The sequence below is a fragment of the Kribbella deserti genome (genome assembly GCF_042434725.1).
Classification (GTDB): domain Bacteria; phylum Actinomycetota; class Actinomycetes; order Propionibacteriales; family Kribbellaceae; genus Kribbella; species Kribbella deserti.
The window spans coordinates 147,395-170,606 of the sequence record NZ_JBHLTC010000002.1; the positions used below are offsets into that span (position 1 = coordinate 147,395).

A 23,212-nucleotide genomic window follows, 5' to 3' on the forward strand; every position below is an offset into this window, starting at 1 on the left:
CCCTCTTGCCGGCCTTCAATCGGCCGGGCCGGTCGACGGCTCGACGCCACGCGCGATCACCGGTACCGGGCAGGGCATCGGCCCGCGGCAGCTTGTTACCGGCTCGGCCGTGGCACTTGTCGTTCTCATTCCCATCGCGCTCGCCATCGGCTGGTTCGTGGCCGGCCGATTCCTCCGGCCCCTGCGCGCCATCACCGCCACCGCCACCGCCATCTCGGCCGGAAACCTGCACCAACGCCTCGATCTCGGTAAGCCAACCGACGAGCTGACTGAGCTGGGCGCGGTTCTGGATGATCTTTTCGCTCGCCTCGAAGCCTCCTTCGACGCCCAACGGCACTTTGTCGCCAACGCCTCCCACGAGCTGCGCACCCCGATCGCGGGCTTGCGAACTCTGCTCGAGGTGGCTCTGTCCGACCCCGATGCCGACGCTGACACGCTGCGTTCGACCTGTCAGGAGGCACTCGCTCTCAGCGGGCATCAGGAACGGCTCATTCAGGCACTACTCGCCCTGGCCACCAGTGAACGCGGTTTCACCCGCAGCGAGCCGCTCGATCTCGCGCAGGTCGTCGCGACGGTGCTCTCCTCCCGCCGCGACCAGCTGATCGAGACAGGCGTCGATCTCACTCAGCAGCTGGCGCCCGCGCCGATCGTCGGCGATCCGCGACTGATCGAAAGCCTCATCGCCAATCTGATCGACAACGCCATCAGCCACAACCACCCGGGCGGACACGTAGAGATCAGCACACGAACCACCGGCACCCAGGCTATTTTCGCGGTCGTCAATAGCGGACCGGTCATTCCCCGCGACGAGATCCAGCGTCTCTTCCAGCCCTTCCAGAAACTGGCGCCCGACCGGCACAGCCGCCGGGACGGATACGGCCTTGGCCTCGCCATCGTCAACGCCGTCGCACAAGCCCACCACGCCAGCCTCACCACCACCGCTCAACCCGAAGGTGGTCTGGCAGTCACCGCGGCGTTCCAGTTAGAGCACCCGCAGGCGCTTGATCGATGCCAGCGTGGCGCTCCGGGATCCACGCCGCTGACCGGCGGCGATTGCGGAGAGTGATTACCTGGTGGGTGAACAGTTCGGCGGGTGGACGGTGCCGGCGGGTGGCGTCGCCCTGACCACCGACTGGCAAGATCGATGACGTCAAGGTGGAGAGCTGCCTGCTGGTGCTCTGCCCGGCCTCGGCGTCCACGGTCAAACCGGATCAGCTGATCCCACTGGCCCGATCGTTGGGGCTTGCCCGGAGAGAAGCCAGGAACGGGAGAATCGCCTCGACGAAGTGCTCGTTGCGGTCGCCGGCGACCATGTGGCCCGCGCCCGCGACGTCCAGGCGTTGAACACCGGGGACCGCCGCGCAGAACTCGGCGGCGATCTTCTCGGACACGACATCACTGATCGCGCCCCGCACCAGCAGGATCGGTACACCGACACCCACGGTGGCAGCGGCGGTCTGGGCGGTGGCGTCCGCAGGGCCTGCTCCAGCGGCAGTGCGGGTGGTGTGCGCGGCGGCGGTGCGGGCGGCGGAGAGGTAGCGGGCTGGGTCGGTGGCGGTGTGGATGCGGTTGGCGAAGCGTTCGACCAGGAGTGGATCCCAGTGCCAGATCCAGCGATCGCCCTTCTTCCGCAGGTTCCGGCGAAGACCGTCGTGGTCCTCCGGTCGCGGGCGATGCGGCAGATAGGCCGCCACGGTGTCAGCCGCTTCGTCGAGACTCGCGAACCCGTCCGCCCGGCCCGCCATGAAGTCGACGATCCGCCGGGTACCAGCGGGGTCCGGGCGATGCGCCACATCAACCAGTACGAGGGCCCGGGCGCTGGCTCGCGGCGCCTCGCCCGTGGCCAACAACGAACTCAGACCGCCAAGCGAAGCGCCAACAAGTACGGGAGGCTCGTCCAGTACGGCGACCAGCGCGCGCACATCAGCGGCGAACAGGTCGACGTCGTACGCGCCATCGGGCGACCAGTCGCTGTCGCCATGCCCGCGCAGATCCGGAGCGATGACCCGCCATCCGCGTGCGGCGAGCACTCGGCCGGCCACCTTCCAGGTACCGCGAGTCTGGCCGCCGCCGTGCAGGAGAACGATCGGCGGCGCATCGGCTTCGCCCCATTCGTCCGCCACGAGCGTGATCCCGCCGCTACCCTCGAACCGGCGCGGCGTTCGTACCTGATCCGTGGTCACGGCGCTTCCCTCCTTGCCGAACGTCGGTTCTTCAGCCGGCGCAGGAACCGGCCGCGCTGTTGCTCCACAGCTCCCGCGGCGAGTGCCACGTCGAGCGCGAGCAAAGCCTGGGTGGAGTACTGCTTCTCGTCGATGAGCCCGGCGATCCATTGATGGGTCACGCCGACGCACGCGCTCGCGACGACGTCGGCCAACGCGTTCACGTCCACGTCGTCGCGCAGCGACCCGCGGCGCTGTGCGTCGGCTAGGGCCTGGCGCAAATGGCCGAGTGGGCCGCGGTTGAGTATCAGGCCGCTCTGCTCCCATTCGAGCAAGATTCGCCGTGACATGCTGGCGTTCTCGATGAACAGCTCGACCGTGTGCGTCACCACCGCTCGTGCGCGTCCGACGGCATCACGCGACCGGCCCTCGGTGAGGCGCCGGTCGAGGTCATCGAGGAAGGACCCGGCGAGGGCCTGCCAGATTTTGTCCCGTGGTCCGACCAGGTTGTAAACGGTTGCGGGCGCCACCTCGGCGCGCTCGGCGATCCGCTCCGCGGTCAGTGGATCGTCCGGTGCCTCGCGCAACAATTCAAGCGCCGCCGCGAGAATCCGCTCCCGCCGTGCCACCTTATGCCGCTCGCGCAACCCCTGCTGCGCCGTATCAGTGGTCGCCGACATAGCGTTCTCCACTTCTTAGATGAGCCTCTATATTTAGAGACATCTCTAATTTCGTCAAGAGCGACCGATGAATGCAAGGTGGGCGGCATTCGTCGGGTTCGAGTTGGCGCGGGGTGGGTGGTCTCCGCCCAACCGGAGGTGGGGCCGGCCTTAGTCGTGGGGGCGGCTTTGGTTGTGTTCGAGCTGGCGGGCGGTGAGGGCGGCTTCCAGGTAGCGGAGGTCGGTGCGTTTGCCTGGGTCGAGGCCGGTGAGTTCGGCGATGCGGCGTAGGCGGTAGTCGACGGTGTTGATGTGGATGTGCAGCTGACCAGCCGTACGACGACGGTTGAGGTCGTTGCCCAGGTGCAGCTTCAACGTCTCCAGCAGTTCGGTGTGATCGTCCAGCGGCGCGAGCAACGCCGCGAGGTCACGACGGGCCTGACCGGGACGCGTGAGCTGATACTCCAGCAGCACATCGGCCAGCCGGTACAGCCCCGGAGGCCGCCCGGTCGCCTGAACCAGTTCGAGCACCTGCGGCAGCTGTTCCGCCGCCGCAGCAATATCGTCACGGCTGGTCTGCTGAGTCGCCGCAGTGATGGCCGTCCCCGCCGCCGCAGTCAGCCGCGTGAGTAGCGATTCCAGCTGCGCGCCGTCGGCCGAGCCCGGAATCAGCACGGTGCCACCGTCCGGCCGCAAGGCGGACAGGGGTGTCGCCGGAGCGGCCTTCTCCAGCTCAGCCAGCACCCGGCGTACCTTCCGCCGCCCCGCGATCGCTGGATCGACGTCCGCGTTCTCCTCGTCCGGATGCCGCCCGATCGCCAGGCAGAGCACAACGTACCGATCGGCAAGCCTGGTACCGGCCTGTTCCGCGGTGGCCGCCGACGCCACGCCTCGCAGCAGTTCGGCGGCCAGAGCGCTCCGGGCGATGTGCTGCTCGTTGACGACGGTCTGTTGGTGCGCCAGGTAGGCAGCGGTCGCCGTCGCGGTCATCAACTGGAGGTACTGCATCAACAAACTCGTCGTACGCCGAAGAGTCGCGACGTCTTCCGGCCCAGCGTGTTCGGTCACTTCCTCCCAGCCGGTACGGATGCCCACGTGATACGCCGACAGCACCGCATCGAGTGGAATGCCTTCTTCGGCGCGCTGTACCGACGAGAGCGCGATCTCGTTCAGGTCATGTTCCGTTGGCAGCTGGCCGGTTTCGAGCAGGTTGATGAACAACCGGATATTGACCGCGGTGATCCGTGTGATGTCGCCTTCGAGTTCTTCTGGCGGCAAGGTCCGATACGGATCGATGGTGGCCACAAACGCCCGCACCATCTCCTTGGGCAGGGCTCGCGCCGCACGCAGGCGGTCCGCGATCGGCACCCCACCGATCATCATGATCGAACGGTCAAATCAGCCGGCCGGGCGAGGGCGCCGAGATAGTCGTCCAGCAGAGCGGTCTGCACCCGCTTGGGGAAGCGCGCGGGATCGAAGAGCGCCTGTACGACAAGGCCGTGCGTGAACGCGACCGCGCCGGCGGCGAGCTGTACCGGATCGGCGGTTTCGGGCACTTCGCCAAGACCGCGCGCGTCTTCGAAATGCGGCCGGATCGACGCGCGCAGCCGAACGTACCGCTCGGCCTGATCCGCGGCCAGGTCACCATCGGCGAGGGCCAGATCCCACGAGCTGACCCAGATCCGGTTGCGGGCGGTGTCGTCCGGAGTCAGCGGGAGGATGTCGAGCAACATGGCCCGTACGGACGCCAGGCCCGGGGTGGCGCGCACGCGTCGGGGCCGTTCCGCCGTGCGCTTGTCCAGCAGGTCGAGCGCGTGCGCGATCAAGGCCAGCTTGGTCGGGAAGTAGTGCATGAGCATGCCCGTGGAGACGTTCATCGCGGCGGCGACCGCGCGCAGGGTGAGCCCGCCGAAGCCCTTCTCGGCGAGGACCTGCCAGACAGCGTGGGAGACGTCCTTCCGCCGGGCGTCACGATCTCCGGGTGCGGGTGCCATGGTGCTACGGTACATACCGAACGCTTGTTATGTACCGACGAAGGTGAGGCTGCCCGTGTCCGCATCGCCGCCCGAAGCCAACCACGCCAACGATGCCCACGACGCCAACGCCGGGCTCGCCGAGGACCTCGAGGCCAAAGCCGAGATCGACGAGCTGATGCGCAGGTTCCTCGGCGCGTTCACCAACACCGGCGGCAGTACGCCGAACGTCGAAGTGGTGCGCGAGACGTTCATTCCGCGCGGCGTGATCATCAGCAACGTCGCGAACAACCCAGTGATCTACGACCTCGACAGCTTCATCGAGCCACGGGCGAAGATGCTCACGGACGGCACCTTGACGGAGTTCTCCGAATGGGAGACCGCCGAGGCGACCGAGATCCTCGGGTCGGTCGCGCACCGTGCCAGCGAGTACAGCAAGTCCGGTTCCCGCGCCGGTGAATGGTTCGAAGGCTCGGGCCGCAAAACCACCCAGTTCGTCCGTACGCCGTCCGGCTGGCGGATGAGCGCCATGGCCTGGGAAGACGACTAGACCTGCGCTGGACGGCAAGACGCGAACGACCCCGGCTGAGCTGTCGCCGGACCGGCAACAGGACGGTCGTTGCCCGGCCTGGCCGAAGGTTAGTCGTTGCCGAGCGCAACGATCCGCCGGCCTACCTGAACGACGTCACCGGCGACTGCGAAATTGCCTTCGGTGGTTGCGACTTCGCCGTGTTCGGCGCCGTCGGTGATCCGCGCGTAGCGATGGCTTTCACCGCCCACCGCGTCAACGATGGTGGCGTGCGCAATCGCCGTACCACCTGAGAAGTGCTCGATCTCCAAGGCGGTCCGATGGCCGCGGCCGGGAAGCTCCACCAGCTTGCCGGTGGCGGCGTCCACGACGGCCCGGTCCGCGATCTGTCTGTCGCGGTCGCGCTGCAGGACCGCGACATGGCGCCCGCCGACGTTGCTGTCGCGCCAGTTCACGGACCAGCGGTCCTCGAAGGAAACCTCCCGCAGCTCGCCGGTATCGGCGTTGAGGTAGACGGCCCTGGCGTCGTACAGCGCTCTCGCCTGGCCGTCGACCACGTCCAGCACCTCTTGGCTGGCGGACCGCCCGAAACCCACCTGCCAGGATCGACCGCCTGCGAGCGGAGTCCCCTTGGCCAGCCGACGGCCGTTCTTGAGGTAGCCGAACTCGACGAAGGTCTTGCCCGCGATGACGAAATCGTTGCCCGCCGGTCCAATCTTGGCGGCCACCCGGCCAGTCCGTACATCGAGCACCGCGACCGGCTTCGATCCGGCCGGGTCGCTCACGGCGATCCAGTCGGCGCGGGAGATCCAGCGGCCCAGGTCGTACGAGCTGCGCCCGCCTGACCCGGCGGTGGCTTCACCGGCGTACCGCCAAAGGCTCTTGCCGGTCTGGAGGTCGATCCCAGTTGTCGTTTTGTCGCCGGCGAAAACCACCACGCCGTCGTTGTTCGCGAACGGGCGTTGCTGCCCGACGGGCTGATTCCAGCGCAGCTTGCCGTCGGTGATCGATACGACCGCCGCGAGGTTGTCTCGCATGGAGCTACCGCTGTCGGTGAAGAGCAGTACGGCATCCGTTCCGAGCTGCATCGCTTCGACTCTGCCGGAGCCGCCCACGCTGGTATTCCACAGCGAGCGGCCATCGGTGATCGCCCGGCCTTGCACCTCGCCGGTGGCCGGGGCCAGCGTGACGGCGATCGTGTCGGTGGCCCCGATCAGGCGAGCGGCCGGTTCGAGCTCCCAGCCGGCCGAGGTGATCGGCGGAATGCGAACCACCAGCACTCCGGCGCCGACCAGCACGACGGCGGCAACCACCGCGGCACCTCGCAGTACGGGCTGGTGGCGCAGGGATGCGACAAGCAGCGCGATCGCGGCGGTCACCAGGGCGGCGATCCACGCGCCCCAGCCCCAGTCGAGAACGACCGTCAGAACGGCGACGACGATGGCTATCGCCATAACGGTGAGTGCCGCGAGAGTCCTTCGGCGTACGCGCCGCTGCTTGCCTTCGGCAATGGCGCGGGCGGTGTCATCGACGCTCGAACCCATGCGGTTCTCCCTCACTGCGGTGACCGGACCGCCAGCATGCCAAACCGCAAGGCCGCGCGGGAAACGTCCCGGCTCAGCCTGGCGAAACCGAAACAACATCCAGCGTTTTCCTGCGAGACATAGTGGGCTCGGGGGAGGACGGCTAACGTGAGGATGTTTGCGTTAACATTCCTTCCAGCACTGGGATGCCCTATGCATAAATCGATTCTCCTGGCCGGGTTGTCGGCCGTCCTGCTGGCTGCCGGCACGGTAACGGTTCCGGCCGCGTCGGCCGCGTCGGCCCAGGTGGCGGCGAGCTCGTTTTCGGTCCTGACCTACAACGTGGCCGGGCTGCCCGAGGGGTTGTCCTCTGGCGATCCGGAGAAGAACACCCCGCTGATCAGTCCCCGGTTGGCCGAATACGACGTGGTCGCCGTACAAGAGGACTTCAACTATCACGCCGCTCTCTATGCGGGCGACAACCACCCGTACCGGACGCCGACCAGCGGTGGTGCCGCGTTCGGCGACGGCCTCAACACGTTGTCGCGGTTCCCGTACGACGACTTCGACCGGATCAAGTGGTCGAACTGCAACGGCACGGACTGCCTTACGCCCAAGGGGTTCAGCCTCAACCGGCTCCGGCTGGCCGAAGGCGTGTACGTGGACATGTACAACCTGCACCCGAACGCAGGCGTTGCCACGGCCGACCTGGCGGCTCGCCGCGCCAACATCAGCCAGCTCACGCAGTACATCGCGACCAAGTCGGCCGGCAATGCCGTGATCGTCATGGGCGATACCAACACCCGGTACACGCGCAGCGAGGACAACATCCGCACGCTGATCACGGGCGCCGGTCTGACCGACGCCTGGGTGCAGCTGATTCGCGGTGGCCAGGCGCCGCCCGCCGGCAGTCCCGCGCTGGTGTGCGATCCCGCCGCGGTGACCAACTCGTGCGAGGTGGTCGACAAAGTGCTTTATCGCGGCAACAAGTTCATCAACCTCACCGCGACCCAGTACAACAACGAGAACCAGAAGTTCCTCGACAGCGCGGGCAAACCGTTGTCGGATCACTACCCCCACCTGGTCCGGTTCAACTGGACGCTCAACGACGGCATCCGGATGAGCGACCAGTTCGGCGGCCCGCATGGGAATCCGTTCACCGACGTCGACCAGGTGGCCGGCGCCACCGGCGTACGGTCCGTTCGCCTGCGCGGCGGTGCGCGCCTGGACCAGATCGGGCTGACTCTGGCCAACGGCGCCGTCCTGGCACACGGTGGGACTGGCGGGACCGAGCAGGAGCTGATCCTCAACGCGAACGAGCGCCTGGTCTCGATCACCTTGACCCGGGCCCAGTACAACGGCCGCACGAGGATCTTCTCGGCGGCGCTCACCACCAGCGCGGGCCGAACCCTTTCGACCGGTACGCCGACCGCTGACAAGGTGACCTTCACGGCTCCGGTGGGCTGGCAGATCAAGGGATTCACCGGACGTTCGGGTGACGGCGTGGACAAGCTCGGGGTGATCTACACGCCATGAGTGAACAGACGAATTCGATCAAGGCCGGCAGTCCGCGCCGGAGTTTCCTGCGCGGTGCGGGCCTGACCGGCGCGGGCGTCGCCGCGGCCGTGCTCGGTTCGCCTTCCGTCGCGGCAGCACCCGCAGCCGCGGCAGCACCCGCGTCCGCGGCAGCACCCGCAGCCGCGGCAGCACCCGTAGCCGGGTCAGCAACGGCGGAGGCCGGTCAGCGGCGGTCGCGGCGGGGCGGCTATTTGTGGCTGGCGGGCGATCATCACCTGCACAGCCAGTACAGCAACGACGCGATGTTCCGGGTGGACGACCAGGTCCAGCGGGCGATCGGCCACGGCCTCGACTGGATGGTGATCACCGACCACGGCAACACCGCGTTCTCGTCGTACGGCGTACCGATGCTGGCCGCCGACGTCCGGGCGGCCCGGAATGCCAACATCCGCGACATCCTGGTCTTCCTCGGCATGGAGTGGAACGTGCCCGGCGCGGAGCACGCCACGTTGATGCTTGCCCCCGGCAAGGGTGAGGCCGCGTTCCTGCAGCAGTTCGTCAGCCGGTACGACGCCCGGGTCACCAACACGCGCGACGGAACCCCCGCGAACGAGGCCCTCGCGCTCGAAGCGATCCGGTTCCTGCGACGCGGTGTGCGTGACGGGCGAATCCCCGACGCGCTCGTACTGGCGAATCACCCCAGCCGGCTGGGAATCGACTCGCCGCACGAACTCCGCGCCTGGCGTGACACCGCCCCCGAGATCGTCCTCGGCATGGAAGGCGCGCCCGGCCACCAGGCCGCGGGTCTCCCCGCGCCCGGCATGGCGCGAGGCCGCGGTTTGTACGACGGAGGGCCGGGCAAGTACTCGTTCCCGGGCCTACCGGCCGAGGCGTACCGCACGCACGGCGGGTTCGACTGGATGACCGCGACCGTGGGCGGTGTGTGGGACAGCATGCTCGCGGAAGGCAAGCCGTTCTGGATCACCGTCAGCTCCGACGGCCATCAGGCCTGCGGCGACTGGGTGCGCAACCCGGTCGATAAGCTCGACCAGAGCTCGTACGACACGGTGCCGTACGACGAAACCGGGCGCACGTTCATGACGACGGGCCGGTTCCCCGATCCGGTCGGTGCGGGCAGACCCGTCACCAACTACAGCGGCTTGCCGCCCGGCGCCTACTCCAAGACCTGGCTCGGTACGACCGGCCGCGGCCATCGCCACGTCATGGACGCCATCCGCGCCGGCCGGATCTGGGTCTGCCACGGCGATCTCATCTCCGGCCTCGACTTCCGCCTGCACACCCCCGGCAACCTGGGCCGTCCGACCGGCGACCACCTCACCGGCACGCCGACCGGCGACCACCTCACCGGTACGCCGACCGGCGGTCACCTCACCGGTACGCCGACCGGCGGTCACCTCACCGGTACCCCGATCGGCGGGCGGGCCACCGTCCGGCGTGGTTCGTCGGTCCGGCTGTCCGTCGACATCGAGCTCACCGAAACCGCCAACTACGCGCAACTGCGCCCACGCCTCGGCCGGGTCGACCTCATCATGGGCAGGGTGACGGGACCGGTGGCCGACCGCGACACGATGACCGCACCGGACACCCGCGTCATCAAGTCCTGGGACGTCACCCAAACCACCGGAACCCTGAAGTTGTCCCACACAATGAAAATCGACGGCCCCTGCTACTTCCGCCTCCGCGGTACCGACGGCAACCGCACCACCCCCGGCCCGTACGGCGCCCACATAGACCCCCACGGCCCCGTCATCGACACCCTCGCCAACGCCGACCCCTGGCAAGACCTCTGGTTCTACACCAACCCCATCTTCACCACCACCTAACCACCCGCCCCGCACCGCCCCCTCGCCCCCGCAGAACACCAACAACCGAACGCCGCCCCCGACCCGACCACGGGAAACCGAGCCACCGCCCGCCCCCAAGCAGACGTGGAAAACCTTCCCGTGGTCGGACCCAGAATCCCGCGTCCGACCACGGAAAACTTAGGTACCGCTCGCGCCGGGGTGGGTGTGGAAAACTTTCCCGTGGTCGGACGCAGAATTCCGCGTCCGACCACGGGAAACTTAGGTACCGCTCGCGCCGGGGTGGGTGTGGAGAACCTTCCCGTGGTCGGACCCAGAATTCTGCGTCCGACCACGGGAAAGTTAGGTACTGCTCGCGCCTGGGTGGTGTGGAGAAGTTTGCGATGGTTGGACGTGGAATCGGGGACGTGGCTGGCCACGGGCACGGTGGGTTACCACCTGGGATTCCGGGGTGGTAACCCACCGGCGCAATGGCTGGCCACGCGCAGGGGCGGTGTGATGGGCGCGGATGCCGGGTTTTCGTGCGGCTACCGGGTTTCGGACGGACTACCGGTTTCTGGGGTGCCCGCTGCCGAGTTGTTTGACCGCTACCCGGTTGCAGCCGGGTAGTCGTACCAAAAGTCGGCAGCCGACCCGTCCGCCGCCAACCACCCGGCCAGAACGCTGCAAAACCTGACACGATCACTCGACGTCGACGCCACGACCAGACGTAGCAGCCCGACACGGCGCGACCAGATGTGGCAACCCAGACGTAGCAGCCCGACACGGCGCGACCAGACGCGGCAACCCGACGTGGTGACCCGATACGGCGCGACCAGATGCGGCAACCCCGATGTTGAACCCGACGGGGGAACTCGACGCCAGGAGCAGGCGGCACGATTCGACGTCGGACTTCGACGGCAAAACCCGACCTCGGCCCCCGCCGCCGGCAGACGTCCGCCACGCTGCGTCGATTGGTCTGGATTCGCTCGCCCCTCCGTACGGCGGCCAGGGGTGACCGGCAACGGAAGCGGGTGCATCCGGACCAATCGGCGCGACCCTGAGCCGGTAAACACTGGGCAGGTTGTTGGGGGTGGCGATCGTAGGATGCATTAGTGGATCTGACTCGGTTGTTGACGTCTGACGTGCTGCTCAGGCCTGTGGAGCCAGGTGACGCCGCGTCGTTTTGCGAGGCGCAGTGGCGTAGTCGGGAGCAACGCGCTCCTTGGGAGCCTCAGCGCGACATGGAGTGGTACGACCCGGACTTCCAGACGGCGCGCTTCCGGGAGCTGCGCTCCAGCGACAACCTCGTGCCGTGGGTGTTGATCGCCGACGACCGGGTGATCGGTACGGCCACGTTGTCGAACATCGTCGGCGGCGCCTGGCGCAGCGGCGACCTCGGCTACTGGGTCGACGTGGCCGAGGTAGGACGCGGGCTGGCGTCCGCCACCGTCGCGGCCGTGTGCGAGATCGCCGACACCGAATTGCTGCTGCACCGGATCGCGGCAAGCACAAAACCCGACAATACCGCGTCACAACGGGTCCTCGCCAAGAACGGCTTCGAGCAGTACGGATTCGCCCGGAACTACCTGCACATCAACGGATCCTGGGGCGACAACAACCTCTACCAGCGCATCCTCAACGACCGCGCGCCAGGCGAACCACCCACCTGAACCGTACGAGGGCTATCGCTTGTCTCGTTGCTCGAATTCCTTTCCGATCCGGATGATGATGTCCAGCTGTGCCGGGTTGTAGATCTCGGCCATCGCGGTGGCCAGAGTATGAGCCAGGTGGCGGGTCCCGCCGGGTGCCTCCTGCTGAGTGCTGAGTACGTCGGGATGCTTGCCGAGTACGTCGACGATGTGCGGGAGGAGCCGTTCCGTCAGGTCGCGCCGGGTCTCTTCGTCGGCGTCGGCCGGCAACTGGTCGAACTCGGCATCGACGGCAGCGTGTTCGTACTCGGCGAGCATCTGTCGATAGGCCTCGAGACCGGCCGGACCGGCCACGCGGCTGTACACCACCATCAGCTGGCGGTCGGCCTCGGAGAAGTTGGCCGCTGTCGCTGCCAGGTCGGCCGGTAGATCGGTGGGAAGGCTCTGGCGCAGGATCAAGGCCAGTTCGGCCCGGACGCGCTGGATTCGATCGACCGCGGCGGCGAGTTCGGCGTCCAGCAGGCGCAACGCCTCCTGCGGATGCTCGTCGGCGTCGCCCATCGCCGCGATTTGCGCCAACGAAACTCCGAGGTCGGAGAGCCGCCGGATCCGCAGCAGTCGTACCAGGTGGGTGACGCCGTAGCGCTTGTACCCGTTGGTGCCGCGCTCGGGCTCATCAAGCAGGCCGACCTTGTGGTAGTGCCGCACAGCCTTCACGGTCGTCCCGGCCAGCTCCGCGACCTGACGCGTACTCCACGCCACGGCTCATCCCTTCCGTACGTCGTTCGCCTTCGACGCTACCGGCTCAACGATGACGCTGCTGGCTCAACGATGACGCTACTGGTTCATCGATGCAGCCGCGCGAGTACGGCGTCTCGCGTCCGTTGCGCCGTCGCGTCGAGGTTCAGGCCCGACCGCTTCGAAGCCGAGCAGAACGTGTCCCGCCTGGGCATGGTGCCGTCGACCAGGTAGGTCGTGGTGAGGTTGAGCGCGCAGGGGTTGTCGTCGTACACGTAAACGCCGTGTCCACCCTCCTCGACGCTCACCAGCCGGGCCCGATCCCCGAAAGCCTCCCGCAGCAGCACTCCGCCGAGATGCGGGGTGGCGGGGTCACGCAGGTTCTGCAGGAGCAGGACGTTGGAGGGTCCGTCCTTCGTGATCCGCACCGGCGGTTCGGCCGGCCGTGGCCAATAGGCGCAGGGAGTGATGTTCGCGCTGGCGGCACCGAACATCGGGAAGCGCTTGCGATCCTTGGCGACATCGCGCTGGTACGTCGCGACGTCCGTGGGCCAGGCCGTGTCGTTGCAGGTGACGGCCAGGAACGCGGAGAAGGTGTTGTCGTACGGCGACGTCCCCGCGCCTTCACTGGCTGCGCTCAACCCAGGCAGCGCGAGCCGGTTGTCCGCGAGCTGGCGGCGGACGGCGGTGTCGTCGGAGCTGGCCAGCGACTGCCAGATCTGGGCCATCAGGGGGAAGGCGGAATCGCCGTAGGAGCTGGCGAACAGGTAGAAGCGGAAGGTCGCGCCGTCGATTCCGTCGACGGGCTTGCGCTTCAGCTGTTCGGCAAGGGCGAAGAAGTTCCTTCGCACCTCGGCCGTGGTCCGGCCGAGGCCGTAGCTGGCGTGGCGCTTTGCCGCGAACTTCGCGAAGTCCGGGAATCGCAGCTCCAAGCCCAGCCCGAACCGCCGCACGGCGGCACGATCCAAGGAGGTGGTGCCGGCGTTGCTGTCCAGCACGATCCGGTCGGTCCGCTCGCGGAACAGCGAGGCATAGGCCGAGCCCAGCGCCGAACCGTAGGAAGCTCCGTAGAAGCTGATCTTCTGCTCACCGAGCGCGATCCGGATCTGGTCCATGTCGCGGGCGGTGTTGGCCGTCGAAATATGCGGCAGTAACCCGTCCTTGTCGTTTGCCGCGCACTGTTCGGCCACTCGCTTGGCGATCTTGGCCTGCTTGACGACGGCGGCCGAGTTCTCGGCGTACGGCGGGATGTTGGCGGCGTACTCGTCATCGGCCAGGAAGCCGCAGCTCACGGGGGTCGAGTGGCCAACACCGCGCGGATCCATACCGATCAGGTCGTACGCCGCGGAGACGATCGTCGGTAGTCCCAACGCGACCAGTTCAGCGGGCTGTGCCAAACCTGATCCGCCCGGGCCGCCTGGGTTGAGCAGCAGAACACCGCGCCGTTCGGCCGGCTTCGGGCTGGCCAGCCGGGAGATCATGACCTCGATCTTCCGGCCGTTGGGCTCGGCGTAGTCCAGCGGCACCGGCACCTTCGCACACTGCAGCTGCGGCGTCCCAGGTGCCACGCTCGCCGGGCACTTGCCCCAGGCCAACTTCACGGGCTCGGCAGCGGCAAGGGAGGTTCTGGCCTCTTCAGCGATCGCCGGAGCGGCGGTAAACAATGTTCCAGCAAGTCCAGCCGTGACCACCAGCGCCAGACCCGCGCGAGCGACTCGTCGATAACGCATCTTCGGTCCTCTCTCTCGTTCGTTCACGAGTCCACTCCAGACCGTGCCCCTAGGACACGGTCAAATGGCCACTTCCGGCCGGCGCCAGAGAACGCCGCAGTAGTGCTCGACGAGATCCCGACGCCCAGCCGGGACAGATGCTTAAGGTGGCGGGGTGCTCAAGTCGGTTCGGGCGGTAAGCGGGCTGCCGTTGGTGGCGACCGCTGTGTACGTCGTGGTGTTCTGGTTGCCGGTGGACAATCGGTCCAGCTGGTCCGTGCCGGTTCACGTGGCCCTGATCGCGCTGGTGACGTTCGGCCTGTTGTTGCGGTCGTGGTCGCCGGAGGTCGCCTTCGGCCTGGTGGGGACCGTCACGTTCGTCGGCGCTGCACTTCAGATCACGCACGACCCGTTCATTGGTGCCGCCTGGACGCTGTATCCGCTTGCGGTCAAGAGAGCGGCTGACCGGTTCCCGTCGGCCGGTGCCACGGCTTTCGGCGTCGTACTGGTGGCCGTCGTCGTACTCGGCGCTCCCGACGGGTCGGCCGCTGCTCGCTACCTGACCGTGAGCTTGCTGGTGCTGACCGGCGCGTGGGCCCTCGGCACCGCCACCCGGCGGGAGCTGGTCGAGGCCGAGCGCAGGCTTTCCGCCGAGAAGGACCGGGCGGTAGCGGCCGAACGACTCCGGATGGCTCGGGAGGTTCACGATGTCGTCTCGCACTCGCTCGGGACGATCGCCATCGCCGCTGGGGTCGGAGCCCGCCTCGACGCCGACGGTTCGGCGCGGATGCGCGAGAAGCTGGAGTGGATCGAGCGAACCGGCCGGGAGGCGCTCGGCGAACTGAACGCGGCGCTGCGCTCGGTCCGGGACGACGCCGAGCCCGCTGAGCGTCGGCCTCAACCCGGCGTGGCCGAACTGGCCGGACTTGCGGAGCGGGTGACGGCCGCGGGAACGCCGGTGACGCTGGACCTGGACGGCCTCGGCGAGTTGCCCCCGGCCGTCGGCCTGGCGGTCTACCGGATCGTGCAGGAAGGCCTGACCAACACCAGCCGTCACACCCCTGGTTCGCGGTGCGCGGTCTCCGTCGCGCGCGGCGATCGCGACGTACTGGTGCAGATCAACGACGACGGCAGCGGTACTCCACCACCGGAAGGGCCGGCAACCGGGCCCGGTTATGGTCTGGTGGGCTTGCAGGAACGGGTCGCCCTGCTCGGTGGCACGTTCGAGGCCGGCCCTCGACCCGAAGGCGGCTTCCGGGTGCGGGCAACGATCCCGATCGAAGGCAAGGTGTCGCTCGGTGACTGACAGAATCGGAGTGCTGGTCGCGGAGGACCAGACCTTTCTGCGTACGTCGCTGCGCGAGTTGATCGACGATGACCCGCTGCTGTCCGCCGTGGGCGAGGCGCGCAACGGTCGCGAGGCCGTGGAGGCGGTTGACCGGCTCCGCCCTGCCGTGGTGTTGATGGATATCCGCATGCCGGTGCTGGACGGCCTGGTCGCGACCGGCTTGATCTGCGCGCGGCATCCGGACACGAAGGTGGTCGTGCTCACCACCTTCGACCTCGACGAGTACGTTTATGAGGCGTTGCGAAGTGGCGCCTCGGCCTTCCTGCTCAAGAACGCGCCGGCCGCGGAAATTCTCCGGGCGATTCATACCGTTCACGAGGGCAACGCCATGCTGGCGCCGGAAGTGACCCGGCGAATGATCGCGAACTTCGCACTGCCGCCCGCGCAGTCCGGTGACACCGGCCCGGCGGTTTTCGACGTACTCACCGAGCGGGAACGCGACGTGGTGGGCGCGATCGTGCAGGGCCTGTCGAACGAGGAGATCGCCGCCGAGTTGTTTCTCAGCCGCGCGACGGTCAAGACGTACCTGAGCCGGTTGTTCACGAAGCTGGGTGTCCGGGATCGCACCCAGCTGGTGATTCTCGCGTACGAGTCGGGTTTCGTTCGCCGCTGACTGTCAACCTTTGGCCGATGCGGCAGCCGGCTCCGGCCGGGCACAGTACTGCGCATGATCGAGATCAACTCGCTGACCAAGCGCCACGGCCGGAAGGTCGCCGTGGACAACGTCAGCTTCACCGTTGCGCCCGGCCGGGTGACCGGATTCCTCGGGCCCAACGGCGCGGGGAAATCCTCAACCTTGCGGGTGTTGCTCGGCCTCGACTCGGCCGATGCCGGCACCGCGCTGATCGACGGACGTCCGTACCGATCGTTGCGAAATCCCTTGCGGACGGTCGGTTCCTTGCTGGACGGAAGTGGCGGCCATCGCGCCCGCACCGCCCGCGCACATCTGTCTTGGGTTGCCCAGAGCAACGGAATTCGCCGGTCCCGGATCGACGAGGTGCTTGAACTGGCTGGACTGACCGATGCCGCAGGCAAGCGAATCGGCAAGTACTCGCTGGGCATGGGCCGACGACTCGGCCTCGCGACGGCCTTGCTGGGTGAGCCGGAGCTCCTGGTACTGGACGAACCGGTGAACGGGTTGGACCCGGAGGGCATTCGCTGGATCCGCCGCTTTCTCACCGAGTACGCCGCTGACGGCCGTACCGTGCTGTTGTCGAGCCACCTGATGAGCGAGATGGCCGGTACGGCTACGGATCTGGTCGTCATCACCGAAGGACGCGTGGTCGCGGATGGCCCGCTCGAGCAGATCACCGCGGGCCATGACTCACTGGAGGACGCGTTCTTCGCCCTCACCGACGCGAATCAGGAACCGGGAGCGCGGAAATGGTGAACCCTGTCGCGGCGGAGTTCCGGAAGGCGCTCACACTGCCGTCAGTGCTCATCACCATCGGGCTCAGCATCGTCGCGATCGCCGGTCTCGGCGTGATGGCGGCCAACTCGGCCTCTCGTCAGGAGCCCAGCTATACGGCCGGCTTCGAGGTCGCAGCGGCGTGCGTGGTCGGCATCGTCGTGCTCGCCGTGTTCATCATGAGCAGCGAGTACACGCCCAACAGTAAGGAGGCCGGGGCCGGCCGGCAGATCGCCGTGAGCCTGACCAGCGTTCCGCAGCGCGGCAGCCTGTTCGCGGCCAAGGCCGTGGTAGTCGCGGCCCTGACCGGAGCCCTCGCGACGATCGTCGTGCTGGCGACGGTGCTGGTGGCGCAGGTCGTGCTCGGCGACCGCGCCACCGGGTACGTCGAGGCGCTGGGCCACCTCGGTTGGCGGATCCCCGGGGCGATCGCCTATGGGGTGTGTACCGGCCTGATCACCTTCGCCATCACGGTTGTCACCCGCAGCGGGGTGATCCCGTTGATCCTCGTGATCGTCAACTCGACGGTCGTGTCCGTGTCCTACCTGCTCACCAAGGTCACACCGCTGGCGAAATACCTGCCTGATGTCGCGGGCGCCCAGGCATTCGCGTACAACTATGCCGCCGAGAACATGCTCGACCCGCTCGCCGGTGGTCTGGTGATGGCCGGCTGGACCGCGGTACTCCTCGCCGTCGCGGGCTGGACGTTCCACCGCCGGGACGCCTGATGGAAAGCACCGTCGTCAACGTTTGTGCCGCGGAACTGATCAAGCTGCGCGGTCTGCGGGCGGTGACCCTCACGATCGGACTGACCGTCCTCGGCACGGCGGGGGTGGCGATGCTCCAGGTCATTGCTCCGCCCGGCAATGCCACCGCGGCGGAGGCGGTCCGGGCGAGTGTCCAGTACGCGCAGCTCGGGTTTGTGCTGCTGGGCGTGCTCAGCGTCGCCAGCGAGTACGACGGCAGCCAGATCCACACCTCGCTGGTGAGCGTGCCGAACCGCCTTCTTCTGCTTGCGGGCAAGGCGGTCACCTACCTCGCGGTGGCCGCCGTAGCGGCAGCGGTCACCGTGGCCGCGTCGTACGTCGCAGCCCGGAGCGCCAAACCGGCCGACGTGGGACCGGCCGAGGTGGGACCGGCCGGTCTGGGCACTTTCGTTGGCGCCGCGGCGTACCTGGTGCTCATCGGGTTGTTCGCGGCGGCGCTGGCCACCATCATTCGGCAGCTCATCGCCGCGATGGTGGCCACGCTTGCACTCGCTATGGTCGTTCCGCCGGTCCTGGTCACGATCACCCGGTGGGCCGACTACCTCCCGAGCCGAGCCGGAATGCGGCTGTACGACGACAGCCCGGATCTCTTGCGGGGAGCGGCCGTACTGTTCGCGTGGCTCGCGATCGCGCACCTGGCAGCGGCGGCGGCCTTCACGCAACGAGACGCTTGACGCGGCTGCAGCGAAGGCTCAGCGGCGATGGGAGATCATCCAGTCGCCGTTGACGGCTGAAACGAAGGCTGTCTGCGCGACCGATTCGCCCCGGGCGTGGCGGTCGACCGCCTGCACGCAAACCTCGTTGCAGCACCGGTGGCGTACGTCGATCGGCTCGAACCCATCGACGTACAGGCGGTACGAGATCGAGTAGAGAATGCCCTCGTCCGGGATCTCGCTGAAGTCGGTGATCTCGGCCCGCGCGAGAAGTCCCTCGGTCTCCAGCCGGGTCGTATCCGCCGCGCTCGCGGGCTCACCGAAGCGCAGGTGCGCGGCGAACGCGAGCATGAACAGCCCGCCCAGAATCATCAGCGGGATCGACCACCACGGCATCGGCACAAAGATCGGCATCGCCATCAGGGCGAGGCTGATCAGCGCCACCTCAATGCCGGCGAACTTCGCCGCCTTCGCCTGCGGCTGCGTCGTAAACCGAACCTCCCGCACCTCACCCACTCTCATACCCAAAACTCTATCCGGGCCGCGGTTCCCTTACACCGGCTCGCCGGGCTGACGCACACGCGCCGAAGGCCCTGCCGGCCATGGTCGGCAGGGCCTTCGGTGTCAACGTGTTGCTGGTGGTCGCCCGGTTGGGCTAGTTGCAGATGGACGGGGCCATGACGTGGGCGGGACTGCTCCAGCCGGCGCAGCGGTACGTCGAGTGGCCGTACCAGTCGTGGCCGAACTCGTGCGCCGCGAGCAGCGCGCCATCCGTGACACCACCCATGTACAACGCGATGCGCTGGCCACGGCCCCAGTTGCAGCCGACCACCCGGGTACCGCCACCGCAGTCGGTGATGTAGCCGTTGCGGCATTCGACCGGGGTGCCACCGCCTTCGGTGAGCCGGTTCCAGGCGGCAGCGCCTTGGCGGATCGTCGACGCCCAGTTCCGGCAGGAGGACGTCAGGTAGTAGCTGCGCGCGGTGGGCGTGTCCCAGCCGGCCAGCCGGGTCGGCGCCGGTGCTGCCTTCCGCTTGCCGATCGCCTCGGTCGGATGCGCTTCGGTGGCGTGCGAGTCGTCGTCATGGCCGACCTGGGCCAGTTGAACCACGGCCCGGCCTTCCTCGTTCGCCGGGTATGCCGCGTAGGTGGACGGTGCGGCGAACATCGCGATCGCGCTGGCCACGGCGACCACGGCCGATGTCCGGAAGAACCTCTTCGTCATCGTGCTGCCTCTCTGGTGGGGAGTCGACGGCTGCCCGGCCGGAGCTGCGAAGTGGCGGGCGGCGCGCGCGACCGACCCTGCAGGGGCGTCGGGATCGGCCGCGCGCGTTGAGCCGTCGTGGGCGGGACCACTGAGACGGAAGTTGGCGGGCGCCTCAGCGGTTGGGCCCTATCGTCGGCGTCGCCATCTGCCAGAACAATCCGTAGATGGGTAGGTATCTGGGCACTACGTATCGCTACGGATCCCGGAATACGGGGCAAAACCGGCCACCGCCATCGGCTTGGCTAGAGTCGTCGAATGACCGAACCAGTACGGCGCGGCCGGGTGATTCTGCTCAACGGTGCGTCCAGTTCCGGCAAGAGCTCGATCGGACGGGCGTTGCTGCCGCTGCTGGCGGATCCTTGGTTCTTCGTGCCGGTGGACGCGCTGGGTGCGCTGCGATCCACCGAGCACACGCGCGTACTGACCGATGCCGAGATCGCCGAGATGTTGCGCAAGACCCGGCTGGGGTATCACCGAGCCGTCGCGGCACTGGCCTCGGTCGGCAACGACGTCATCATGGACTACCCGCTCAGCGAACGTTGGCGCCTCCGCGATCTGCTCGACGTTCTCGACGGGTACGACGTGACGCTGGTCCACGTCCATTGCTCACCCGACGAGCTGGTACGACGCGAGCGCGCGCGGGGCGATCGTCCGGTCGGGCTGGCGACCTCCCAGGTGTCGATCTTCGACCACGCCGACCACGACATCGCCGTAGACACCACAACCACCAGCCCCGAAGGCTGCGCCAAGTCCATCGCCGATGCCCTCCCCACACTGACCGCTACCAAGGCCTTCAACCGCCTTCGGATAGCCGCTTGCTAGCAGGGTTAGTCGCCACCTAGCAGGGGCAACGGCTTCCTGGCAGGGGTGGTCTCGCCACCTAGCAGGGGCAACCGCGTCCTGGCAGGGCTTATAACCCTGCCAGGACGCCGTTTGAGGCGCTCGGCCCCCACAAGGTGTCCCCAGTGCAACGGCTCGTCGCCCAGCCGGACGCCGCAAGGCGCCGCGGATTGCGTAACCGACCTGCGCGCCTTCCCAACCGCTGCATACGTCCCCGGTCGGCGGTGACTTGCTTGTCGAAGTGGTAGAGCAAGCCGCCTTTGCTCACGCCCGCCGTCGCCGCTACAGCAGCGGCCGAGCGTCGTCGCGGCTGGCCGCTTTCACGTCCAGTCGTAGCGTTCGCAGCCATTCCAATGCAACGAGATGGATCTATTGCGTTGCGTTAGCATCAGGCACGTTGCAATGAAATATGCGCTCTGACCTGCGTATTTGTCAGTTCAGCGCAATGAAGTGGTTGCGTGGAAGTGCGAACGCAACGTAGCGTTTCCGTTGTCAGAAACCAACGCCACAAACACTCAAACAGGAGCACATCATGCAGAAGTTCGACACCCCCGCCGCCGTCACCGCCGTCGTGAACATCGCCGCCGGCCGGATTCAGGTCATCGCCGCCGACCGGGCCGACACCGTGGTCGAGGTCCGGCCCGCCGACCTCACCAAGGACCGCGACACCAAGGCCGCCGAGCAGACCACGGTCGAGTTCACCGACGGGGTCGTGACGATCACGGGTCCGGCGCAGAAGAACCAGATCTTCGGCGCGTCCGGCTCGATCGAGGTCACGGTGCAACTGCCCGCGGGTTCGCAGGTCGAGGCCAAGGCTGGTGCCGCCGAGTTCCGTGGTGTCGGGCGGCTCGGTGAAGTGGTCTGCGACGGCGCGAACGGCGAGATCAAGATCGACGAGGCCGCGAGCGTGCGGCTGAGCGCCGACGCCGGCGACGTCACGATCGGCCGCCTCGCCGGTGCCGCCGAGATCAGCACCCAGAAGGGCGACATCACCATCGCCGAGGCCACCACCGGCAGCGTCGTACTGCGCACTCAATTGGGCAACGTCAGCGTCACCGCCGCCCACGGAGCCTCGGCCACCCTCGACGCCAAGACCAGCTTCGGCCGGATCAGCAACAGCCTCAACAACGCCGACGGCGCCAACGCGGCCCTGGCCATCCACGCCACCACGGAGTACGGCGACATCACCGCCCGCAGCCTGTAACCGCAGCCCGCCGCCCATCCCGCAATCCCAAGCGCAGCAGGAAGAGGACCAGATGACGAACAACAACGCCGCCACGACAGACTCGAAGTGGACCGGCATGGTGGAGGTCGACGACACCGCCCTCGCCGTCACGGACACCGGCGGTCCGGGCCTCCCGGTTGTCTACCTCAACGGCCAGTTCGCCACCCAGGGATACTGGCGACGGGTCATCGGTGAACTAGGCCCCGATCTGCGCCACATCACGTACGACGAACGGGCCCGCGGCCGGAAGTCGAAGCGCTCGGCGGACTACTCGTTCGAGGCGGCCGTGCGAGACGTCGACGCCGTACTCGCGGCCAGGGGAGTGGACCGGGCGGTGCTGGTCGGCTGGTCGTACGGCGCGAACGTCGCGGCGCACTGGGCCAACCGGAACCCGGACCGTACCGTCGGCGCGGTGCTGGTTGACGGCGCGCAGCCCTTCGACTGGCTCGACGACGCCATGGAACTGCGGATCCGGAAGATGTTCCGGCGGATGCGGTGGCTCATGCCGCTGCTGCGTCCGACGGGTCTGCTGCCGCGGATGACCCCCGACGAGATGGCCGACAGCAATATCGAACTCGGCAAGCTGGCCACCGTCGCCGAGCTCGGTCCGGTACTGGACGCCATCACCGTGCCCGTGCGGTACGTCGTTGCCTCGGGCACTTCCCTTGGTAGTAAGGGCGATGAACAGGAACGGATTCGCGCCGGCCTCACGGAGGTAACCGCCCGCAACGAGTACATCAAGGTGAGCGCGAAGGTCCCGAGCAATCACGGCGCCATCCTGCGCAAGGACTTCCGCGCCGTCGCCGAGGCGGTCCGCGAGGTCATCGCGCTCGACCGCCCGTGAGTCAACTGGTACGCCAGAGGCGGTACCCCAGAGAAGGAAGTTGTTGCCCGACCACCCAGCCCAGGGTCACTGGGCTGGGTCGGACGGGCTCTACGGCTGTGGTTTGGGGCCGAGCAGGTCCCAGCGGTTGCCGGCGATGTCGACGAAGACCGCCACCTCTCCATACGGCTCCTGCCGCGGCTCGGTGACGAACTCAACTCCCCAGTCGCGCATGCGGTGGTAGCTGACCTGAAAATCGTCCACTCGCAGAAACAGCCCTACCCGGCCCGCGAACTGTTCTCCGACCGCGCGGGCCTGTCGCTCCCCGTCGGCCTTGGCAAGCAGCATCGCGGTGGTCGCGCCCGGCGGACGGACGACAACCCAGCGCTTCGGGCGCCCGTCGTTGGTGAGCGACGGTGAGTCCTCCACCAACTCGAACCCCAGGGCCGCAACGAAGAACTCGATAGCGGTGTCGTAGTCGTCCACGATCAACGCGAACTGCTCAAGATGCATACCCGCCAGGAAATCACCCGCGCGCACCAGCCACCAACTCCCGCCCGACGGCTCGGGCGGGGTCTGAGGGGCGCGGCAGTGCGTCAGCTTCCCGGGCGGCAGG

At 67.6% G+C, this 23,212-nt stretch carries 23 protein-coding genes; 13 read left to right on the plus strand and 10 right to left on the minus strand.

Going from position 1 to position 23,212, the window contains the following annotated elements; all coding sequences use genetic code 11:
- The first annotated feature begins 157 nt into the window (after positions 1-157).
- Positions 158-1,066 carry a sensor histidine kinase gene (locus ACFFGN_RS03420; protein ID WP_380043786.1) on the plus strand — a complete coding sequence of 303 codons (909 nt, stop codon included), beginning with the start codon at positions 158-160 and terminating at the stop codon, positions 1,064-1,066.
- A 145-nt stretch (positions 1,067-1,211) separates the two neighbouring features.
- Here the strand turns inward: ACFFGN_RS03420 and ACFFGN_RS03425 are convergent, their stop codons facing one another.
- The 4 genes from ACFFGN_RS03425 to ACFFGN_RS03440 form a co-directional block, all read right to left on the minus strand.
- The gene (locus ACFFGN_RS03425) at positions 1,212-2,183 is read right to left on the minus strand and encodes an alpha/beta fold hydrolase (protein ID WP_380043787.1); all 972 of its coding nucleotides are present in this window, start codon (positions 2,181-2,183) and stop codon (positions 1,212-1,214) included.
- Positions 2,180-2,842, minus strand: a complete 663-nt coding sequence (locus ACFFGN_RS03430) for a TetR/AcrR family transcriptional regulator (RefSeq protein WP_380043788.1) — start codon at positions 2,840-2,842, stop codon at positions 2,180-2,182. Before ACFFGN_RS03430 ends, ACFFGN_RS03425 begins: the two co-directional genes overlap by 4 nt.
- Before the next feature lie 150 nt (positions 2,843-2,992).
- Positions 2,993-4,204 (minus strand): PucR family transcriptional regulator, encoded by a 1,212-nt coding sequence (locus ACFFGN_RS03435; RefSeq protein WP_380043789.1) that lies wholly within the window; start codon positions 4,202-4,204, stop codon positions 2,993-2,995.
- Complete coding sequence (locus ACFFGN_RS03440) at positions 4,201-4,815, minus strand: TetR/AcrR family transcriptional regulator (protein WP_380043791.1); 615 nt, start codon at positions 4,813-4,815, stop codon at positions 4,201-4,203. Before ACFFGN_RS03440 ends, ACFFGN_RS03435 begins: the two co-directional genes overlap by 4 nt.
- A gap of 55 nt (positions 4,816-4,870) precedes the next feature.
- Between ACFFGN_RS03440 and ACFFGN_RS03445 the strand changes: the two genes are divergently transcribed.
- Positions 4,871-5,344 carry a hypothetical protein gene (locus tag ACFFGN_RS03445; protein ID WP_380043792.1) on the plus strand — a complete coding sequence of 158 codons (474 nt, stop codon included), beginning with the start codon at positions 4,871-4,873 and terminating at the stop codon, positions 5,342-5,344.
- Between the two features lie 89 nt (positions 5,345-5,433).
- On the opposite strand, the gene ACFFGN_RS03450 is transcribed toward ACFFGN_RS03445, so the two are convergent.
- Positions 5,434-6,867, minus strand: a complete 1,434-nt coding sequence (locus tag ACFFGN_RS03450) for an outer membrane protein assembly factor BamB family protein (RefSeq protein WP_380043793.1) — start codon at positions 6,865-6,867, stop codon at positions 5,434-5,436.
- 192 nt (positions 6,868-7,059) lie between these two features.
- Between ACFFGN_RS03450 and ACFFGN_RS03455 the strand changes: the two genes are divergently transcribed.
- The 3 genes from ACFFGN_RS03455 to ACFFGN_RS03465 all read left to right on the plus strand — a co-directional run bounded on the left by ACFFGN_RS03455 (position 7,060) and on the right by ACFFGN_RS03465 (position 11,839).
- Positions 7,060-8,382 (plus strand): jacalin-like lectin, encoded by a 1,323-nt coding sequence (locus tag ACFFGN_RS03455; RefSeq protein ID WP_380043794.1) that lies wholly within the window; start codon positions 7,060-7,062, stop codon positions 8,380-8,382.
- Positions 8,379-10,208 carry a PHP domain-containing protein gene (locus tag ACFFGN_RS03460; RefSeq protein ID WP_380043795.1) on the plus strand — a complete coding sequence of 610 codons (1,830 nt, stop codon included), beginning with the start codon at positions 8,379-8,381 and terminating at the stop codon, positions 10,206-10,208. The genes ACFFGN_RS03455 and ACFFGN_RS03460 overlap by 4 nt, the downstream gene beginning before the upstream one ends.
- Positions 10,209-11,311: 1,103 nt before the next feature.
- On the plus strand, positions 11,312-11,839 hold the full coding sequence (locus ACFFGN_RS03465) for a GNAT family N-acetyltransferase (protein WP_380043884.1): 528 nt from the start codon (positions 11,312-11,314) through the stop codon (positions 11,837-11,839).
- 12 nt (positions 11,840-11,851) lie between these two features.
- Here ACFFGN_RS03465 and ACFFGN_RS03470 read toward each other — a convergent pair whose 3' ends face one another.
- Together ACFFGN_RS03470 and ACFFGN_RS03475 are read right to left on the minus strand one after the other, a co-directional pair.
- Entirely contained in the window at positions 11,852-12,580 is a 729-nt protein-coding gene (locus ACFFGN_RS03470; protein ID WP_380043796.1) for a helix-turn-helix domain-containing protein, read from the minus strand.
- Positions 12,581-12,663: 83 nt separating this feature from the next.
- Positions 12,664-14,286: an alpha/beta hydrolase gene (locus ACFFGN_RS03475; protein WP_380043797.1), complete on the minus strand. Its 1,623-nt coding sequence runs from the start codon at positions 14,284-14,286 to the stop codon at positions 12,664-12,666.
- 154 nt (positions 14,287-14,440) lie between these two features.
- Here ACFFGN_RS03475 and ACFFGN_RS03480 point away from each other — a divergent pair, with 154 nt between their 5' ends.
- Genes ACFFGN_RS03480 through ACFFGN_RS03500 form a run of 5 tightly spaced genes read left to right on the plus strand, consistent with a single transcriptional unit; the run spans position 14,441 to position 18,462 of the window.
- Entirely contained in the window at positions 14,441-15,571 is a 1,131-nt protein-coding gene (locus ACFFGN_RS03480; RefSeq protein ID WP_380043798.1) for a sensor histidine kinase, read from the plus strand.
- On the plus strand, positions 15,564-16,226 hold the full coding sequence (locus ACFFGN_RS03485; protein ID WP_380043799.1) for a response regulator transcription factor: 663 nt from the start codon (positions 15,564-15,566) through the stop codon (positions 16,224-16,226). Before ACFFGN_RS03480 ends, ACFFGN_RS03485 begins: the two co-directional genes overlap by 8 nt.
- Before the next feature lie 54 nt (positions 16,227-16,280).
- Positions 16,281-17,003: an ABC transporter ATP-binding protein gene (locus tag ACFFGN_RS03490; protein WP_380043800.1), complete on the plus strand. Its 723-nt coding sequence runs from the start codon at positions 16,281-16,283 to the stop codon at positions 17,001-17,003.
- Positions 16,997-17,749, plus strand: coding sequence for a hypothetical protein (locus ACFFGN_RS03495; protein WP_380043801.1), 753 nt, complete (start codon positions 16,997-16,999; stop codon positions 17,747-17,749). The genes ACFFGN_RS03490 and ACFFGN_RS03495 overlap by 7 nt, the downstream gene beginning before the upstream one ends.
- Entirely contained in the window at positions 17,749-18,462 is a 714-nt protein-coding gene (locus tag ACFFGN_RS03500) for a hypothetical protein (protein ID WP_380043802.1), read from the plus strand. The genes ACFFGN_RS03495 and ACFFGN_RS03500 overlap by 1 nt, the downstream gene beginning before the upstream one ends.
- 18 nt (positions 18,463-18,480) lie before the next feature.
- Here the strand turns inward: ACFFGN_RS03500 and ACFFGN_RS03505 are convergent, their stop codons facing one another.
- Both ACFFGN_RS03505 and ACFFGN_RS03510 read right to left on the minus strand, forming a co-directional pair.
- Positions 18,481-18,963: a hypothetical protein gene (locus ACFFGN_RS03505; RefSeq protein ID WP_380043803.1), complete on the minus strand. Its 483-nt coding sequence runs from the start codon at positions 18,961-18,963 to the stop codon at positions 18,481-18,483.
- Positions 18,964-19,096: 133 nt separating this feature from the next.
- Entirely contained in the window at positions 19,097-19,666 is a 570-nt protein-coding gene (locus tag ACFFGN_RS03510; protein WP_380043804.1) for a hypothetical protein, read from the minus strand.
- Between the two features lie 297 nt (positions 19,667-19,963).
- Here ACFFGN_RS03510 and ACFFGN_RS03515 point away from each other — a divergent pair, with 297 nt between their 5' ends.
- The 3 genes from ACFFGN_RS03515 (at position 19,964) to ACFFGN_RS03525 (ending at position 22,617) form a co-directional block, all read left to right on the plus strand.
- Positions 19,964-20,530 (plus strand): chloramphenicol phosphotransferase CPT family protein, encoded by a 567-nt coding sequence (locus tag ACFFGN_RS03515; RefSeq protein WP_380043805.1) that lies wholly within the window; start codon positions 19,964-19,966, stop codon positions 20,528-20,530.
- A 550-nt stretch (positions 20,531-21,080) separates the two neighbouring features.
- Positions 21,081-21,752, plus strand: coding sequence for a DUF4097 family beta strand repeat-containing protein (locus ACFFGN_RS03520; RefSeq protein WP_380043806.1), 672 nt, complete (start codon positions 21,081-21,083; stop codon positions 21,750-21,752).
- A gap of 52 nt (positions 21,753-21,804) precedes the next feature.
- Entirely contained in the window at positions 21,805-22,617 is an 813-nt protein-coding gene (locus tag ACFFGN_RS03525; protein ID WP_380043807.1) for an alpha/beta fold hydrolase, read from the plus strand.
- A gap of 90 nt (positions 22,618-22,707) precedes the next feature.
- Here ACFFGN_RS03525 and ACFFGN_RS03530 read toward each other — a convergent pair whose 3' ends face one another.
- Positions 22,708-23,109 (minus strand): VOC family protein, encoded by a 402-nt coding sequence (locus ACFFGN_RS03530; protein ID WP_380043808.1) that lies wholly within the window; start codon positions 23,107-23,109, stop codon positions 22,708-22,710.
- Positions 23,110-23,212 lie beyond the last annotated feature (103 nt).